Here is a 14041-nt window from a genome sequence, read left to right as displayed (position 1 = left end):
AAGGCCTGACATGGTGAAATGTCTTTTTTTGCATTATGTGTCTAAAGCCTTCCCGTCTCCGACAGGCCTCCGATGAGCCGCTGCCGCCGTTTCGAGATGGCACCTGCCGGCCTGCATCGCTCTGGGGGAAGATATGACGGAAGACACCACACACCATAGTAGCGGCTGGCAAAAACAGTGATGTCAGCCAGCCCAGCGCTTCTTCTGCGCAAGCTGCGCTGGCTCTACGCTCCCGATCCGGTCATGGCCGGGTACGCCCTCCGAACAACACTGACCTCCCTGTTGGCTCTGGGAATCGCCCTGAAGATGGAACTGGGCAGCCCGCAATGGGCAGCCCTGACCGTCTGGATGGTAGCGCAGGGCACGCGTGGGCGCAGCCTGGCCAAAGCGAAGTGGCATCTGTTCGGCATGGTGCTGGGTGTGATCTGCGGCGTAGTCCTCGTGGCAGTATGCCCCCAGGCGCCACTGATGTTCATTTTTCTGCTGGCTGCGGGGATCGGTCTGTTCTGCCTGATCGGGACATTCATGCCCGGCCCGGCTTCCATGACCAATTATCGCATCCACGGCATGCGAGCGACGGGCTTCACCTACGCCATCGTCTCACTGGATGGGATCGCGGACCCGAACCATATCTTCGAAATCGCCATGTCCCGTGCGACCTATATCGTACTGGGCATCGTTCTGGAGGCTTCGGTTTCGGGGCTTTTCCAGTTAGGCCTGACAAAACGGACCCGCCAGCAACTCTCCAGCACCTTCAAGGACACGCTGAAACCAGCCCTGCTCACGATTGCCGATATTCTCATCGGCAAGGTGGATGCGCTGGAAACTATGCAGCCTGTGTTTAGCCGCATCACCACACTCGGTGATCAGGTCGAATTTGCGGAAGTCGAACTGGGCCGTCAGGATCATGCAGGGGATCACACCCGGGCGGCTTTAGCGGATATTGCCGTTCTACTGGCCAGAGCGCTCGATCTGGCCACGTTGATGCGCCTCCCGCTAAGTCAGGATGATGCCTTCCGGGAGCAGGCGGAACGCATCCGTACCCTGTTTCTGGCTCTCCCCGACAGGCTGGAAAGAGCTGAGCCCATGGATGGGATTCTGGACGAACTGCGAAGCCTCCGTCGGGACTGCCGCCGCCGCGTTGTCCAGTATTTCGGGACCAAGCTGCCAGGAGCAGATGATCGGGCAGCCATGCTGCGTCACGGCATGTTGCAACAGGCGCTTGTGGAACTAATTGATGCCCTGCGCATGGCCCTGCGTCAGTTCGAGGCCAGCCGCAACCCACAGCCCCACGATCATTTCCATGAACCGATTCGATCTTACCGGGACTGGCGACAGGCCATCGTCAACAGCCTGCGCTCCTCCGTGACGGTCTTCGGAGCTGGCGTAATCTGGATTGCAACCGCATGGCCCAGCGGCCTGACATTCATCATGTTCGTCGCGATTGCGTGCAGTCTGTTTTCCACACTCGAAAGACCGGCCCTTGCCACACAGGCCTTTCTGCATGGCGCGTGCTGCGCGGTTCTGGCAGGTGGCGTGCTGGACCTGCTTCTGCTCGGCAAACCTACCACCTTCGAGATGCTGGGGATGTGGTCAGGCGTCGCCATGATGCTGGGCGGCCTTGCCTTCGCATATCCGCCCCTGACACTTCCAGCCGTCTCCTACAATCTGTTCCTGCCCATCATGCTCGGCCCCTCAAATCAGGGCCGAACGGATGAGATCGTCTATTTCAATACGGCACTCCCGCTCGTGTTGGGGCTTTTCTACACGACATGGATGTACAGGGCTTTCCTCCCTTACGATCCGGCTCACCAGCGCTGGACCATGCGGGAAAATATTCTACGGGACCTGCATCACATCGCGGATGGGAAAAACGACACGACACTGGATGTCATCGTATCCCGAAATGTGGACCGCTTTGTGCGCCTCATGACCAACTCGGCAGACACCCCCTCCCCTGTTGTTCACGCCTATCTCCAGGGAATTCTGTCCGCCATGCGTGTCATGCTGAACCTTCTGCGCCTCCGCGCCATCAGCCATGATGCAGCTCTGAACCCACGGGCCCATCAGGCTCTGGAACTCGTTTTGGCCCGTATGAGCCATTTCAGCGGTCAATATCATGGGCATTACGGGAGAACTCTTCGCGCCACATTACTGGCCATCCAGCGTCTCAGAGACTGTGAAACAACCGAATCGCATCCCAGACAACGGTTTGTTCTGATTGCGGCCCTGACGGCTCTGGATGTCATTTCCACCGAACTGAATACGAACCGCGTCTTCTTTGACGCCCGTTCTCCCTATCTTGATCCTCCCGTCTGAATGCTCACGAAGAAATGTTCTGAAATGGACTTTTCTTTTCACGCAAACGGGAGAAGTGTTCCGTTTCAACCGCGGGGTGCCGCGGAAGACAGGGTCTCAGAAAGGATACCGTCCATGTTTCGTCGTATCGTGCCCGCTTTTGGCCTCGTAATTGGCCTCGGTATGGTTTCGTCGGCCGCTCTGGCACAGGAACAGTCACCGCCGCCACCACCGGCCGTTCAGGGCACGCCTGGCAAGGATTTCACGGGCGTTTCCCCCGCCAATCTCGCAGGAATCATGAATTACTGCGTCGAACTTCAGTATCTCTCCTATGATGAAGGCAACCCGGCTCTTTACGGCCTGAGCGAGAAGTACAAGGCCACCGAGCAGACGGTCGGCAACGAAGACTACGCTCTTGGTACTGCGGGTTATTTCAACAGCAATGGCAAGCGCTACTATCTCGTAGCCTACACCAACGAAGATGATCGCCGTGCAGCCTGCCACAATGCACTGAAGGCCGCCCAGCCGCTTCTCTGATCCTGCTTGATCATCAGTTTTTTTACGGGACGCCCTGGCTTCATGCCGGGGCGTTTTGCATTTCCGGACGCGTTTTCCGTCTACACTGGGCAGAAAGCTTAAGGGTCGTTAATGTCCCTCTGTTTTAAAACCAGTTCAGGACGTGAACATCATGGACGTTTCCAAGATCTCGCCCGGCAAAGATGTGCCGAACGACATCAACGTGGTCATCGAGATTCCGCAGGGCTCTCAGGTCAAGTACGAAGTGGACAAGGAAAGCGGCGCGATCTTCGTGGACCGTTTCCTGTTCACGCCCATGGCCTATCCGGCAGCCTACGGCTTCATTCCGGGCACGCTCGCCGCTGATGGCGACCCGGCTGACGCCCTCGTGCTCGCACCGGCTGCCGTAGTGCCGGGTGCCGTCATCCGTGCACGCCCGATCGGCATGCTGAAGATGGAAGACGAGAGCGGCCAGGATGAGAAGATCATCTGCGTCCCGCACGACAAGATCCATCCGCAGTTCACGGACGTTAAGTCCATCGATGACCTGCCGGAGATCACCCGCAAGTCCATCGAACACTTTTTTGAGCGTTACAAGGATCTTGAGCCAAACAAGTGGGTCAAGGTGACAGGTTGGGCCGGCAAGGAAGAAGCTGGTAAAGTGATCGAAGCAGCACTGGCTGCTGCAAAGTAATACGCGTTTGTGATCCGTTTTATACGGATCACAACTTCTTTTCTCTGGTACAAGCTGTGTTTGTTCCTTAAAAAGCACAGCTCGTATCATATGAACGTGATTTTTGAGATTTTTATCTCACAATCTCTGTTCTTTATCCCCGATAAAGTGTTACGAAGATCTCGCAACCTGATACCCGAGGATAAGAGACTTGTCTCGCCTGCATCTCTATGCCGCAGCCTGTGCGGTTTCGCTTACGCCCGCTATCGCCGCAGCTGAAGGCGCGGCCACAGCTCCTGCACCTGTCACGACCGTCGTCCAGTCAGCGACTGGAAAAAAGCTCACGACAGTTCACGTCCTCGCGCCCATCACGGTCATGGACTGGCCGGATCAGAACTCGGAAAACCCCAGCGCACGCGTTAATACACCGCTCACCATTCTGTCCTTCGACAAGGAACAGGTTCCGCCACTTCCAAAGCCGGAAGCGCTGCTGACCAATCCTTTCGGCTGGAACAAGTGGCTGCGTGATCGTGGTATTGCGCTGATGATGGACAATACAAACGAATATACCGGCGCAATTACCAAACCAACACCTGGTTATGGACTGCGCCAGGGCAGCAGCAATGCTGGCCAGTACAGCCTTGAGAACGATATCGACTGGGAAAAGCTCGCTGGTATCCGCGGGTTCTCAACCCATGCCGTCGTTGTCGGCCGTTACGGTATTCCTGCCAGCCGCATGTTTGGTGACAACCTCAACCCCAGCTCCGAAATCTACGGCGCCGGCGGCAACGTGGTGGTTCACCTTGTTTATGCTTACGGCGAAGAAACGCTCGGAAACGGTCATTTTGACATCGCCGCCGGGCGTATCCCGTTCCTGAACGACTTCTCCGCCAACCCACTGTACTGCAACTTCCAGAACAATGCCTTCTGCGGTAACCCGAAGGCATCGTCCGACAACACGACCCACTCATCCTACCCGGATGCCGTGTGGGCAACGCGTATCCGCGTTCGCCCGACGAAAAGCACCTATATCCAGACGGGTGTGTATTTCGCGCAGGCCGGTATCTACGGGAACGTCCAGTACCGGACAGGCTTCAAGTTCAATGGATCTGACATCAATGGCGAAGCCGTGCCGGTGGAGGCTGGCTGGGAGCCGCTGTTCGGCAAGGACCATCTGCCGGGCCACTACAAGGTCGGCTACGCCATCGACAACGCGCCCCACAAGGACAACTACTATGACATTAACGGAAATCCGTATGTCGTAACCGGCTTGGCCCAGCGAACAGTCAATTACTCCTGGGCTGCCTGGTTTCTGGCTGACCAGATGCTCTTCCGCCATCACACACCCGGCAATCCGGATGCTGGCCTCGTCGTGCTGGGCGGCTTCTACGCCAACAGCCCGCGCACCCAGACGCGCGCGCAGCAGTATGAAATCGGCTTCGTGGACAGTGGCTTCTGGAAGGCACGCCCTCTGGACGGCATCGGTGTGAACTTCACCTATGTCCGTGTTCCTAACAGCGTGTCAGACACCCAGCGCCTCCAGCTTGCCCGTGGCATGGCCCTGATGAACGGCTCCTACGGCATTCAGAGCTACGGCGAAGTGCTTGAAGCGAACTACCGTATTCATGTGATGCGCGGTGTGACCTTCGCACCTGACTTCCAGTACTATTTCCGCCCCGGCGGTCAGGCAGCTCTGCACAATGCTGCAATGCTTGGCTTCAAGAGCCATATCCAGTTCTTCTAAGCCGGACATATACGTCCCGGAAAGCGGCCAGCAGGTTCTCCTGACTGGCCGTTTTTTTTATTCAGTTCCCGTTAACGGGCTCGAACCGCACATCCAGACCAGCCACCTGTTCAACAAGAAAATGCGCCAGTTCCGCAGCCTGCTGACGAATTTCCGGAATGGCTGTTGTCTCGAACAGGGCACCCCACCGCATGGGACCAAGCGCATAAAGCGTTGTGCTCCAGCTCCCAGTCTCATCCTGCAACGCACCCGCAGAATTGCAGACCAGTCCCCCTAAAGGTGTCTGCTGCACAACGCCCTGTTCCAGCAGGCCTGTTAAAAGGGCCGATCCCACAGCCCTGTAATCGCGGCTTGGGCCGGTACAGTTCACAGCGTGAGCAACTGTCAGGGACGACAGCCCGTTCCTGCCCCGAATACTGAGCCGCACACGATCCGCCACTCCCGACACCTGCTCCACACGCCCCTTGAGCGTCCTCAGGGTGCCCAACTGAATGTCTGCATCAATCTGTTCCCGGAGAGCGGGAGCCATGCGATGCCGCACAATATCCCAGCGTCGCTGGAGATGGCGTGAGAAACGACGCTTCTCTTCCCAGGAAAGGCGATCCCATAAGGCATTCGTCTGAGACCTGAGCGCATTCACCACGCTTCGCCAGGGAATGCCGCTCCGCAAGCACTGACGGAACGCGGCAAGATAGGCACGCGCTGTCGGAGCCGTCTCAGCAAAGACAACCTGAGAGTCACCCGACAAACCTGCTGCGTGAGACGTCGGATACCATCCATGCCGGGAGATGGCCGTGATGCGCCCTCTGTGTCCCTGTTCCCGCAGACGCATCAGAACGTCTACCGCTGTGAGGCCGGTACCAATCAGGGCCACATCATCATCTGGCTGAATACGGGCATAAAGGTCGTTCTGCCACGCAGACGGATAGTACCCCGGTACCTGGCGCCGTGGATCCGACAGGCTGGCGGGCGCAAAATTTCCTGTGGCGAGCACAACATAGGATGCTTGCAGAATTTGCCCATCCGCCAGAACAAGCCGCCATCCAGAAGGCGTTCTGTCGCAAGTCAGAACATGCCCGTGCACATAATCTGCTGCAGTTTCTTTCCATAGACTGGACAGGTACTGCCCATACACCATTCTCGGCACGAAGCTTCCAGCCTGAACGTCCGGATCATGATGCAATTGCGCCCAGCGCAGGAAATGGTGGGGATCCTCCGCCAATGCACTCATTCCCGAGGCGCAGACATTCAGAAAATGGGAAGAGCAGCGCGTACCATACGCCAGACCAAGCGCAGGTTCCGGAGCATCCCCAATAACGACGACCTTTGCCTCTACTCCGATTTTCCAAAGACGCCACGCAAGAAGCGTACCGCTGGCACCGGCACCGATGATGGCAATGACCGGACAGGCAGGGTCAGAATTTTTCACAGGAATGAATCGCTTGGTTCAGGGCCAAAGAAGACCCTGATCATCGGGGTATTTCCTGCAACCATGCGATTTTTATCGTAACAGAACGCCACATCCTGACCATCGAGTGGTCCGGAAACGAAAAAAGACGCCCGAAGGCGTCTTTTTCAAACTGGAGCGGGTGATGGGATTCGAACCCACGACCCCAACCTTGGCAAGGTTGTGCTCTACCCCTGAGCTACACCCGCACTCCGTGTTGGGGCTTATGACGGAAACCGGCAGAGTCCGCAAGAGGAAAGACGCTCTGAAAAGCATTTTCCTGATGGGTCAAATCTCCGGTGCCGGAAACGAAAAAAGACGCCCGAAGGCGTCTTTTTCAAACTGGAGCGGGTGATGGGATTCGAACCCACGACCCCAACCTTGGCAAGGTTGTGCTCTACCCCTGAGCTACACCCGCGTTCCGTGGGCGGTGTTATTACCGAACTTCAGAAACCGCGCAAGAGGGAAAATAAGCCTGACAAACGAATTTCCCATTTCTCTCACTTTGATGATGATCGTCCGTCTTTTCCAGAGCCATTCCCCCTGCCCCAGCCAAAGTCCTCTTGCACTGATCCGCATCAACCCCGATCTTTCGGGGAAACAGATTTCTCCAGCAGGATGGCCTCCCTTTCATGAGCAGCACTTTTGACGAACATCTGATCGGCCAGTCTCCGTCACAGGGAGCCACAGCCCATATCGTCGACGCCGACCAGACGACTTTCATGGCGGAAGTTGTCGAAGCCAGTCAGCAGACACCCGTTCTGGTGGATTTCTGGGCTCCATGGTGCGGCCCCTGCAAGCAGCTCACACCCGTTCTTGAAAAGGTCATCCGCGCGACAGGCGGGCGGGTTCGCCTTGTCAAAGTGGATGTCGAAGCCAACAAGTCCCTCGCAGCCCAGCTCGCCCAGATGGGTCTGCCCCTTCAGTCGATTCCACTGGTTGTCGCATTCTGGAAAGGACAGGTGCTGGACCTTTTCCAGGGCGTGCAGTCAGAGGGTGAAATTCGCCGCTTTGTCGAAGCTCTCCTGAAAGCGGCAGGGGGCGCGATGCCATCAGCCGATCTTCTTGCTGAAGCCAAGAAAGCACTCGCTGAGAACCAGCCTGCAGAAGCCCTGGAACTTTATGCACAGCTTCTGGATGTTGAACCTGAAAATCCAGAAGCGTGGGGCGGAATGCTGCGCGCGCTTCTGGCACTCGATGAAATCGAAGGCGCAGAAGAAGCATCTGGCCAGATTCCGGCAAAGCTGAACGCTCACCCGGAAATTACCGGGGCCCGTGCCGCTCTGGCACTCAAAAAAGAAGGGGCCCAAGCTGCGTCCGAACTGGACAGTCTGCGTCAGCAGGCCGAAGCTGACCCTTCGAACTTTGACGTCGCCCTGAAACTGGCGGCCGCCCTGAACGCTTCCGGTCAACGTACTGAAGCCGCTGACGTTCTGCTCGGGATCATTCGCAAGGATCGGGACTGGAACGAAGGCGCTGCAAAAGCTGAACTCCTGCGCTTCTTTGAAGCCTGGGGCCATACTGATCCCATTACCCTTACCGCCCGTCGCAAACTGTCCTCCCTCCTGTTCGCGTGAGCCTATGACCCGGACGCCTGATACATTCGTGGATCTCAGCGATATTCCCCGCAGGGTTCCGGCCCTGACGGAGCTGACGCTGGCGGATCTTCCCCCTCGTGTCGGGCTTTTCCCGGTATCAGGGGCGATGCTGCTGCCGGGAGGACAACTCCCTCTCAATGTTTTTGAGCCGCGCTACGTCGCCCTTCTGGAAGATGCACTGGCCGAGCGTCGGCTGATCGGAATGATCCAGCCGCAAGAGGAAGACGAGGATGATCCTCTTCCCGTCCTGCACGACATCGGCACGCTCGGGCGCATCACCAGTTTCACGGAGCATCCGGACGGAACGTTCTCCGTGACTTTGCTGGGCGTGACCCGTTTCCGACTTCTCATGGAAGGCCTGACACGTCGCGGCTGGCGCGAAGGGGCTATCGATGCATCGCCATTCTTCTCGGATCTGGTGGAAAATGACCCCTCACCCCTCAACCGGTCCAGACTGCTCAGCCGGCTGAAAGAGTATCTGACAGCCCATGAACTCCAGACAGACTGGTCCCTGATCGACGAGATGGATGACGAGATGCTTCTTGTTGTCCTTCCCATGCTGGTGCCTTTCAGCCCCACACAGAAACAGGCCCTTCTGGAAGCCGGCACACTGGACGATCGCGCCGGGGTCTTGCTGGATCTTCTGGCAAAGGGCATGGAATGATCATGAACGCTGAACTTGACCCCCGCCTCCTGTCCCTTTTGGTCTGCCCGGTAACCAAAGGCCCTCTGACCTATGACCGGGACACACAGGAGCTTATCAGCCCGCGCGCAAAGCTGGCCTTCCCGATTCGGGATGGCATCCCCATCATGCTCCCGGAAGAAGCGCGCCACCTCTCGGACTGACGCGCCAAAGCGGCTCAGGCTTGTGAGAGCGCAGGCTGATCCTCGCGGACCTTGAAGTTCGTGACGATTTTCATCAGCTCTGCAGCATCTCCAACCAGTTCCTGGCTGGAGCCGCTCATTTCCTGCACGATGGCCGCATTGGTTTTCGTAACAGCTTCGAGTTGGGTCGTGCTGGCGTTGATATCCATGATCCGCTGAGCCTGTTCTTCTGCACCAGACGCAATCTCTCCGACCGCCTCTCCCAGCCGGTTCACGGATGTGCTGATGTTCTCGAGTGCCGAGCCTGTCTCGTCGACCATCTGTACACCCCGCTCGACGTCCTCCATGCTACTGCTGATCAATTCCTTGATCTCGCGCGCTGCCGTGGTCGATCTCTGTGCCAGCGCACGAATTTCCTGCGCGACGACTGCAAAACCCCGACCAGCATCGCCCGCTCTCGCAGCTTCCACGCCAGCGTTCAAAGCGAGCAGATTTGTCTGGAAGGCAATTTCATCAATGACGCTGATGATCTGCACGATCTGAGCCGAAGACTCGGAGATTTTGGCCATGGCTTCGACCGTGCGATTGACGATGTCCGTGCCCTGCCCGGTTTCCTGACAACAGGCCTCTACCGTTTCGTCCGCCTGCCGGGCCTCTTCGGCCACTTCCTTCACGGACGCCGTCAGCTCCGTAATGTTGCGCGACACTGTCCCCAGTGCCTGCACCTGCTCTGCGATCCGGCAGGCGACATCTTCCGAAGAACCATTCAGCGTTCTCGCACGATGTTCCACCATGCCAGACGTCGACCGCACAGCATGGACAATATGGCTCAAACCACTACAGGCGCTCTGAAAGGCACCACTCATCCGCGTTGTCTCGGTTTCCAGTGCCGGATCAATTTCCTGCACCAGATCGCCCCCAGCCATACGCTCAAGGGCGTCCGCAAGAGCTTCAGAGAGCGTTGTCAGGCTTTCCGTCCGCTCTTTCTCAGCCCTTGACCGCTCTTGTCCGTCCAGGTTCAGCGTATAGGTCTGAAGGCCCAGCTCCATATCCAGAAGCGCTGCCTTGATGAGAAGACCTGTTCTGCGTGTGACCTCTTCAACAGGCAGCGCAGGGTCAGACTTTCGAAAAAGGCGTCCAAAAAGCCCCTTCTGCGGCTTCGGCCAAGCTTCCTGAAGAAACTCTGAAACAATCCCTTCCAGCAGTAGCCCATAACTTCCAATGTACCACTGAGGCTCCAGACCAATCCGGGCATGGGTATTCCCAATAGCCTTCGTACTCTGAACGTAGTCAGGACCGAAGTCGCCATCGAGAATGCGGCTCCAGTGCTTTTCCTGCTGGGTACGAGCGGACTTCTGGTGGCTTGGATTAGAGAAAAGCCGGGACAGCGCGGGCGTCTCATCAATCCGGCGATAAAACCGATCCAACGCGGGCCTCAGCGTCTGCCGCACCTGATGACCAATACGGCTGATCAGGGCTTTTTCCGCAGCACCAATGCCCAGAAAAGCGAGACGTTCTTTAATATCTGTAGCGACCTGATCGGTCATCTTTGATCTCCAAGGCGTCACTCGGTCCGGAGGAAGGACGGCCCTCGCCCTAGCACATCAAAGGTTACGCAATCATGAAGACCACACCGTCAGGCAACGACAGAGTTAAGATGGAAGGCTAATTGCCGCTGTTCTGACCATAGGACACTTCCGTGTCCGGGACGGAAGGTCGGGGCGTAATATCCGCCGTGTTGCCTCCGGCGCCACCTGTGCCGAAGCTTACACCTTCAGAAGATGGGCCAGTTGTGTCACGCGGGCGACTATCCTCACTCATGCCTCCCGGCGGCATGGGCATGACAGGCGCATCGTCGGCATAGGACATGCCACTCGGGTGCGGACGACGCCTGTGATGATCTCCCCGATCCGGACCGGCACCAGGAGGCGGCAAAGCGGTCATGTCTGCAGCCGGGCCATCGAACATGGAACCGACACCACATCCCCCCAATGAAAGGCAGGACAACGTAAGGAAAAGAGAAAGCCAGCGCATGCCACGATATTAGCACTTTTCCGCGGTTGACGCATCCCCGTCCGGGATGGGACACACCGCAGCCATACGCCTTTCATCAGGCACCCACAGTCGAGGATCCCCTTTGATGTTTGAAGGCCGCATTACCTCTGCCGCCGATCTGAGACGCGCCTGGTGGGACAGTCTGTTCGTGGACCATTCCATTTTCCGCCTTGGCTGGACAAACCTTTCAGAGGTCGTCCCGGGAAAGGTGTGGCGCTGCAATCATCCTACGCCCGCGCGTCTGCGGAGCCTCAGCCGGCGTCTGCATCTGAAGACGCTGGTCAATCTGCGGGGGCACCGCAAATGCGGCTCTGATGCCCTGTCACGCAGGGCCAGCCAGCAGGTTGGCCTGACACATCTGGACATGGCCTTTGAAAGCCGTGGCGCTCCACACAAGGACCGTATCCTGCGCTTCTACGACATGTATCAGACGCTTCAGTTCCCGATGTTGATGCACTGCAAGTCCGGCGCAGACCGTGCGGGCCTGGCGTCAGGGCTGGTGACCATGTTTGAAGACGGAACGGCAACGGATGCCCTGAAGCAGCTTCACTGGCGCTTTGGTCATTTCAACCGCTCCAGAACCGGCATTCTGGACGCATTCTTCCTGCGCTACCGCGCCGAGGCTGAAGGCCGCTTGCCGTTCATGGACTGGGTGCGCACAGAATACGATGAAGATCGTTTGCGCGCAGACTTCAAAGCCGGAAAGATCTCATCCTTCCTGAACGACAGTATTCTGCGCAGGGAGTAACTCAGGCAGCCTTGTCGTCGGGCGCGCCAAGCGTCCGGATAAGATCTAGCATCCGCTTGCGGACGGACTGGTCCGGGATGCGATAGTAGGATCTTACAAGATCAACCGTCTCCCGACGGCTGAAAAGCGCCGCTTCGTCGACCGGGAGATCGAAAAGACGCGGCGGTACGGGAGCGGCGGCCTTTGGCGGAGGGCCGCCAAAAGTCGCCTGTGTTTCCGCAAATCCGGTTGCAAAGGCTGGCGCCGGCGGAGCAGACGGCTTTTGTATCCCGTCCTGCATGTCATCAAAGAAAAAGCCGATTGGCACATCCAGAACACGCGCCAGATCGTACAGGCGGCTGGCCCCCACACGGTTGGCGCCACGCTCGTACTTCTGAACCTGCTGGAAGGTCAGGCCAAGCGCCTCACCAAGCTTCTCCTGCGACAGTCCAAGAAGGGTCCGCCGCAGACGGATACGGTTTCCCACATGCACGTCTACTGGCCCAGCAGCGGCCGCACTCTTGGGCTCGCCCTTACCGTGACCGATTGTCATGTGGTTCCCTTCCCAATCAAGAAAGAGAAAGTAAATATAACAACCCTAGATTGTCAATATTAACCTTTTTAACGCATTGCAACCGATGCTCTCGCAGGTTGCCGACGCGGCCAGAATGCAAGCAGAATGCAGAAGATCGACAGACCCAACGGAGTTGCCCGCCCGTACCGGGAAAAGACGGTGGGCGGTAGCGGGGATGGAATGTTGCTCACCAGCACATCTGTCTTTCCCCAGCCCAGTCTGGCCGTTTCATGACCGGCTCCGTCATAGAACGCCGAAATGCCTGTATTGTTTGCAAAAACAACTGGAAGCCCCTCTTCAACGGCGCGCATACGCCCCGTCGCCAGATGCTGGCGAGGACCCGCGCTGTTTCCGTACCAGGCATCGTTGGAGATGGTGACAAGCCAGTCCGGCCGATCATGAGGTGCCACCACAGACCCTGAAAAGATGATCTCGTAGCAGACCATCGGCCCCACTTTGCCAATGTCTGGCATGGTCCAGGTTTTCAGCCCCGGGCCCGGGGTCAGCACACCGGGCAAAACATTGAATGGTAAAATCCAGGGCTGGTATTCGCCAAACGGCACAAGACGGCTCTTGTCATAGATCGCAGCGATCTTCCCGTCCTGGTCCACGACTTCAAGACTGTTGTACCAGTGATTGTTCTCTTCCCGGTCGGAGCCAATCATCGCCGGCGCACCGCCGGCCGCATGCGCGATGATCTGCCGGGCAAGGTCATCTTCATCCAGCAGACCCGGAAAGCCTGATTCCGGCCAGATCACAACACTCGACCTGTCGTCTCCCATCAGTCGAGCCTGCTGAACGCCCTGTGCCGTCATCCGGACATACCGACGGAAATTCTCGACGCTCTGTTTGTGGTCGATGATTTCCGTTTCCGGGACATTGCCCTGCACCAGCACGGCACGCGGGTTGATCACCGGAAGCGGCTGAAGAGCAGACAGGCGCCAGAACCCTGCCCCCATCCAGAGAACAGCACACGCCAGAACCAGAAGAGCCGCTCTGCGGCCACGGAAGATCGCCAGAGAGGCCAGAACCAGCGCCAGCGTCAGCCCATCCACACCCAGAACTGAAGCCGGCTGGATCAGCGCGTCACCAATCCGCCCCGGAAGCTCCAGATCGCTCCCCAGCGGGTTCCAGGGAAAGCCGGAGAAGATCAGGACCCGCCCCATATCGACGACAGTCCAGCTTCCACCAAACATCAGAACACGCCGCCAGCCCGCCGGAACCAGACGACACAAAACAGCCGGAACAGCGATCAGTGGCGCAATGATCAGCGAGACACCGGGGGACGCGAACGGAACGATCCACCAGAATTCATGCACACGCGTCAGAATGGCATTTGTCAGCCAGTAAAGACCCGCCGTGTGAAAGCCCATCCCGAACAGAAAGCCATACAGGGCAGCGCCTTTCCATGACGCAGCGTCCTCAGCCGCCCGGTATAGAACCAGAAGCCCGAGAGGCAGCGTAAAAAGCGCGCAGACAGGCGGCAGGGACAGGGCCGCGAACGCCCCTGCAAGCACCATCAGACCAGCAAGTCGCCAGCCATGAACAGGGAGCGTCGAAGTCATGAAGACGACCATCCATCAA

Annotated in this window: 13 protein-coding genes and 2 tRNA genes; 8 read left to right on the top strand and 7 right to left on the bottom strand. The window is 57.8% G+C overall.

Annotated features, from left to right (window positions below; all coding sequences use genetic code 11):
• The first annotated feature begins 180 nt into the window (after positions 1-180).
• The 4 genes from GFR01_RS07490 to GFR01_RS07475 all read left to right on the top strand — a co-directional run bounded on the left by GFR01_RS07490 (position 181) and on the right by GFR01_RS07475 (position 5231).
• Positions 181-2319, top strand: a complete 2139-nt coding sequence (locus tag GFR01_RS07490) for an FUSC family protein (RefSeq protein ID WP_099181913.1) — start codon at positions 181-183, stop codon at positions 2317-2319.
• 114 nt (positions 2320-2433) lie between these two features.
• Positions 2434-2835, top strand: a complete 402-nt coding sequence (locus tag GFR01_RS07485; protein ID WP_099181912.1) for an alcohol dehydrogenase — start codon at positions 2434-2436, stop codon at positions 2833-2835.
• A 151-nt stretch (positions 2836-2986) separates the two neighbouring features.
• Complete coding sequence (ppa, locus tag GFR01_RS07480) at positions 2987-3508, top strand: inorganic diphosphatase (protein ID WP_029495719.1); 522 nt, start codon at positions 2987-2989, stop codon at positions 3506-3508.
• Between the two features lie 190 nt (positions 3509-3698).
• On the top strand, positions 3699-5231 hold the full coding sequence (locus GFR01_RS07475; RefSeq protein WP_099181911.1) for a carbohydrate porin: 1533 nt from the start codon (positions 3699-3701) through the stop codon (positions 5229-5231).
• 61 nt (positions 5232-5292) lie between these two features.
• Here the strand turns inward: GFR01_RS07475 and GFR01_RS07470 are convergent, their stop codons facing one another.
• From GFR01_RS07470 to GFR01_RS07460, 3 genes are all read right to left on the bottom strand, one after another.
• Positions 5293-6660, bottom strand: a complete 1368-nt coding sequence (locus GFR01_RS07470; RefSeq protein WP_145994562.1) for an FAD/NAD(P)-binding protein — start codon at positions 6658-6660, stop codon at positions 5293-5295.
• Between the two features lie 152 nt (positions 6661-6812).
• Positions 6813-6887: transfer RNA gene (locus tag GFR01_RS07465), tRNA-Gly, on the bottom strand.
• 134 nt (positions 6888-7021) lie between these two features.
• Positions 7022-7096, bottom strand: a tRNA-Gly gene (locus tag GFR01_RS07460).
• Between the two features lie 214 nt (positions 7097-7310).
• Here GFR01_RS07460 and GFR01_RS07450 point away from each other — a divergent pair.
• Genes GFR01_RS07450 through GFR01_RS07440 form a run of 3 tightly spaced genes read left to right on the top strand, consistent with a single transcriptional unit; the run spans position 7311 to position 9122 of the window.
• Positions 7311-8255: a tetratricopeptide repeat protein gene (locus GFR01_RS07450; RefSeq protein WP_099181910.1), complete on the top strand. Its 945-nt coding sequence runs from the start codon at positions 7311-7313 to the stop codon at positions 8253-8255.
• Positions 8256-8259: 4 nt separating this feature from the next.
• Positions 8260-8940 carry an LON peptidase substrate-binding domain-containing protein gene (locus GFR01_RS07445; protein WP_099181909.1) on the top strand — a complete coding sequence of 227 codons (681 nt, stop codon included), beginning with the start codon at positions 8260-8262 and terminating at the stop codon, positions 8938-8940.
• A complete protein-coding gene (locus GFR01_RS07440; protein WP_063903192.1) occupies positions 8937-9122 on the top strand; it encodes a Trm112 family protein in 186 nt (61 codons plus the stop codon). Before GFR01_RS07445 ends, GFR01_RS07440 begins: the two co-directional genes overlap by 4 nt.
• Positions 9123-9136: 14 nt before the next feature.
• Here the strand turns inward: GFR01_RS07440 and GFR01_RS07435 are convergent, their stop codons facing one another.
• On the bottom strand, positions 9137-10648 hold the full coding sequence (locus GFR01_RS07435; RefSeq protein ID WP_099181908.1) for a methyl-accepting chemotaxis protein: 1512 nt from the start codon (positions 10646-10648) through the stop codon (positions 9137-9139).
• A 118-nt stretch (positions 10649-10766) separates the two neighbouring features.
• Positions 10767-11135 (bottom strand): hypothetical protein, encoded by a 369-nt coding sequence (locus GFR01_RS07430; protein ID WP_099181907.1) that lies wholly within the window; start codon positions 11133-11135, stop codon positions 10767-10769.
• 106 nt (positions 11136-11241) lie between these two features.
• Here GFR01_RS07430 and GFR01_RS07425 point away from each other — a divergent pair, with 106 nt between their 5' ends.
• Positions 11242-11904: a protein-tyrosine phosphatase family protein gene (locus GFR01_RS07425; RefSeq protein ID WP_099181906.1), complete on the top strand. Its 663-nt coding sequence runs from the start codon at positions 11242-11244 to the stop codon at positions 11902-11904.
• A gap of 1 nt (position 11905) precedes the next feature.
• On the opposite strand, the gene GFR01_RS07420 is transcribed toward GFR01_RS07425, so the two are convergent.
• Both GFR01_RS07420 and lnt read right to left on the bottom strand, forming a co-directional pair.
• Positions 11906-12436 (bottom strand): helix-turn-helix domain-containing protein, encoded by a 531-nt coding sequence (locus GFR01_RS07420; RefSeq protein WP_099181905.1) that lies wholly within the window; start codon positions 12434-12436, stop codon positions 11906-11908.
• A 68-nt stretch (positions 12437-12504) separates the two neighbouring features.
• Complete coding sequence (lnt, locus tag GFR01_RS07415; RefSeq protein WP_099181904.1) at positions 12505-14034, bottom strand: apolipoprotein N-acyltransferase; 1530 nt, start codon at positions 14032-14034, stop codon at positions 12505-12507.
• Positions 14035-14041: the final 7 nt, after the last annotated feature.

The organism is Gluconobacter frateurii, from assembly GCF_002723955.1.
Lineage (GTDB): Bacteria > Pseudomonadota > Alphaproteobacteria > Acetobacterales > Acetobacteraceae > Gluconobacter > Gluconobacter frateurii.
This window is presented reverse-complemented; position numbering and strand designations above follow the sequence as displayed.